Genomic DNA, 3,293 nt, shown 5'->3' with positions numbered 1-3,293 from the left:
CGGGGGAGGAGCGGAAAGGCAGCGCATCGGGGGCATCCTTGGCGGCGGTCGTCAGCGGCGGCACGGGCCTTGAGCGCTGCCACAGCCGGCACCGCCTGACAAGGCGGCGGCTTCCCTTGCTTTTCCGGCCGGTCTGCGCAGGAATGCCTCGTCGCCCTCCGTCAGCAGCACAGCAGCAAGCAAAGGCCCACGCCCCCGCATGCAAACCCTCCCCCGCATCACCGTCGTCACCCCCGCCTTTCGCAGCGCGGCGACCATCGCGCAGACGATTCGCTCCATCGTGTCGCAGGACTACGACAACTTCGAATACTTCGTCGTCGACGGCGCCGGGGATGACACGCGCCGCATCTTGCAGGAGCATGACCGGCACATCACCTGGTGGTCCAGCGAACCCGACGACGGCCAGTACGACGCCATCTGCAAGGGCTTTCACCGCGCCACCGGCGAGATCCTGTTCTGGCTGAACGCCGATGACATGCTGCTTCCCGGGGCGCTGCGGATCGTGGGCGAGGTGTTCGCGCAGAACCCCGGCATCGAGTGGCTTTCGAGCCTCGCGCCGGGTCATTTCGATGCAGCGGGTTATTACAGCGGGCACGGAGCCATCCCGGGGTTTTCGCACGCCGCGTTTCTGGACGGCTATTTCTTGCCCGGAATTGCCAACAGGGGCCAGTGGATACAGCAGGAATCAACATTCTTTCGCAAGAGCCTCTGGGACAAGGTCGCCCGGCCCTTTGATGGAGTCCGGCTGGCAGGCGACTTCGCACTCTGGTGCGATTTCCAGCGGCACGCGGAGCTTGTGGGCCTCACTTACCCCGTTTCAGGCTTTCGCCACATCGCAGGACAGCGGAGCGAGGACATGGCCGCCTACATGGCGGAGGCACGCCCCGCCCTGGAAGCACTGCGAGAGCACTTCGACTGGGCGGAGCCCATGTCAGCGCGGCGGCTGCTGCGGACCTGGCCCTTTCGGCGCAAGGCCAAGAGCACGCAGCGGGTGAGGCCCAGCTATACCGGCAAACGGGTGGAGCGCGCCCGGATGCGTGACCCGGACGCCCATTGGGCACTGGGGGAGCACGTCTGGCTCCCCTGAACCGATCCCACGGCGTGTCCGGCATGACCCGGACCACATGACTGTGCGCCCCGAGACCGAGTTTGTGCCGGTAAGCCCAAGCACCGTCCGACGCACGGCAACCTGTTTGCCGACCTGGGCTCAGGACTCATAGCCAGAAGATTATGGTTGCGGCGAGGGCGATGGCGGAAAGGAAGACCTTGGGGCATCGGTCGTAGCGGGTGGCGATGCGGCGCCACTCCTTGAGACGGCCGAACATGATCTCGATGCGGTTGCGGCGCTTGTATCCCAAGTTCGACAACAAATCCGCTAAGTGATTGACTCTGTTATGGCGGGATGGGCCATTTTGTGACTACGCGGGGGCTGTCAGGCGGGTTTGGGCAGGCTCAGGGTGTCGAAGAGCTCCAGTTGTTCGGGGGTTGTGGTGGACAGACCACCCACCGCGCGTTCACCGATCCTGGCCTGATGGTGCTGGATGCGCGCGAGCAGATCGAGTGCGGTGCGGGGGCTGGCGGCGTGGCCCTTAGCCCTCAGGCGCATGCGCATGACGCGGTAGAGCACCAGGGCGAGGAAGCAGATCAGCGCATGGGCGCGGATACGCTCGGGCAAGCGGTGGTGGACCGGTGCGATCTCGATGTCGGATTTCAGCACCCGGAAGCCGCGCTCGATATCGGCCAATGCCCGGTAGCGGGCGACGGCGTCGGCGGGGGTCAGGTCGGGGGCGTTGGTGATCAGCGCGAGCCTGCCGTCGAAGAGCTGCGCCTCGGCGACGGCCGCCTCGTCCACCGACCAGGAGAAGCGGTCGGCGGTGAAGTCGGGTTTGATGAAGCGGGACATCTCCGCCTCGGCGACAGCCCGGCAGAATCTGCTGTAGGCGCCACGGTCAGAGGCGCGTCGGCCGCGGGCGGTTTTCCCGGCGTCCTGAGCATCGAGCTTCGCCACCATCTTCTCCGCCATGGCCTCCAGCTCGGTGATGCGGGCGCGGCGGCGGGCGGTCTGCTCCTCGGCGCGCAGCGGGTCGTGGGCGACGATCAGGCGGTGGCCGGCGAAGCTGGCCTCGGCCAGCCCTGCGTCGTCGAAGGCGAGGGCGCGGAAGGTGTCCACCAACTCGGCGTAGCGGCGGGCTGGCACGGCCAGGATGAACTCCAGCCGGCGGTCGCCCGTGTCGGCCAGCGCGGTCAGCTCGTCGATATTGTCCAGGCTCAGGAGCCCGCGGTCGGCCACCAGGATGACACGCTGGATCGGGAAGCGCACCAGCACCGTCGCCAGCATGGCCTGCAAGGTCTTCGTCTCGGCGACATTGCCCGGATGGACGGTGTGCATGAGCGGCAGTCCCTCGGCGGTCTGGACCACCCCGAGCACGAACTGTCGGGCGATGCCGCCCACCTCCTTGTTCATGCCGTAGGCGCGGAGGTCGTCCTCGACCGTGCCCTCGCCATGGATCCGCACGGTCGTCAGGTCGTAGAACACCACGGCCAGATCGCGATCAACCAACGGACGGATCTGCCTGGCGAGTTCCCTCTCGACCTGGTCAGCCCGATCCATCAGCGCGTCCATGGCGCGCAGCAGGTGTTGATGGGTGACGCCCTCCGGCATCGCCGGCATGGCGACGGTGTCCAGCCAGCGCAGGCAGCCGAGCTTCGAGTCCGGGGCGCACAGGCGGTTGAACACCATGGCCCGCACCAGCGCCTCGACATCGAGCTTGCGCTTGCCCGACCGCAGGGCACGCCCCAGGGCCCGGTCAAAGCCGACGTCCTTCCACAACTCATGCAACGCGAAGACGTCGCCGAAGGCCCGCGCCGGCTCATGGGTGATCTCGACCTTGTCGGGCTCCGCGCGCCCGGCCGCACGGCAGAGCCCCCGGATCAGGGCGTCGAGCTGGCTGCCATCATTGTCGTCGAGCCGCCCGAGATTGGCCACGACGCGGTGCCGCGGCTTGCCCGCCTCGTTGCGGTAGGACTCGACCACCTGCAGGTAGCGCCGCCCTCCGCTCTCGTTGATGCGAACGAACATGCCTACATCATGCTATTTCAGGCCAAAGCAGGCAAGACCATGATTGCTGGTCGCGTGTGACTACAAGGAATCCACCCCTCAGCGCAGCTAACCCGTTGGTCAGACTCGCTCAGGTCTCGAAAACCGGGCCAGATCCAGCCCGATTTTGTCGAACTTGGGTTGTATCGGCGCTTGTCGTGGCGGATGGGTTTGCTGCGCGACTTGCGACCCGGAA

Annotated in this window: 2 protein-coding genes and 1 pseudogene; 1 reads left to right on the top strand and 2 read right to left on the bottom strand. The window is 66.6% G+C overall.

Annotated features, from left to right (window positions below):
* The first annotated feature begins 199 nt into the window (after positions 1 to 199).
* Complete coding sequence (locus EA346_RS00235) at positions 200 to 1,087, top strand: glycosyltransferase (RefSeq protein ID WP_296754139.1); 888 nt, start codon at positions 200 to 202, stop codon at positions 1,085 to 1,087.
* 127 nt (positions 1,088 to 1,214) lie between these two features.
* On the opposite strand, the pseudogene EA346_RS00230 reads toward EA346_RS00235, so the two are convergent.
* Both EA346_RS00230 and EA346_RS00225 read right to left on the bottom strand, forming a co-directional pair.
* Positions 1,215 to 1,352 (bottom strand): annotated as a pseudogene (locus tag EA346_RS00230) (transposase); the annotation flags it as partial.
* Between the two features lie 80 nt (positions 1,353 to 1,432).
* Positions 1,433 to 3,079: an IS1634 family transposase gene (locus EA346_RS00225; RefSeq protein WP_296754136.1), complete on the bottom strand. Its 1,647-nt coding sequence runs from the start codon at positions 3,077 to 3,079 to the stop codon at positions 1,433 to 1,435.
* Positions 3,080 to 3,293 lie beyond the last annotated feature (214 nt).

Origin of the sequence: Thioalkalivibrio sp., from assembly GCF_007692535.1 — a bacterium.
GTDB lineage: Bacteria > Pseudomonadota > Gammaproteobacteria > Ectothiorhodospirales > Ectothiorhodospiraceae > Thioalkalivibrio.
Note: the sequence above shows the minus strand (reverse complement) of the source record. Positions and strands in the feature narration are given on the sequence as shown.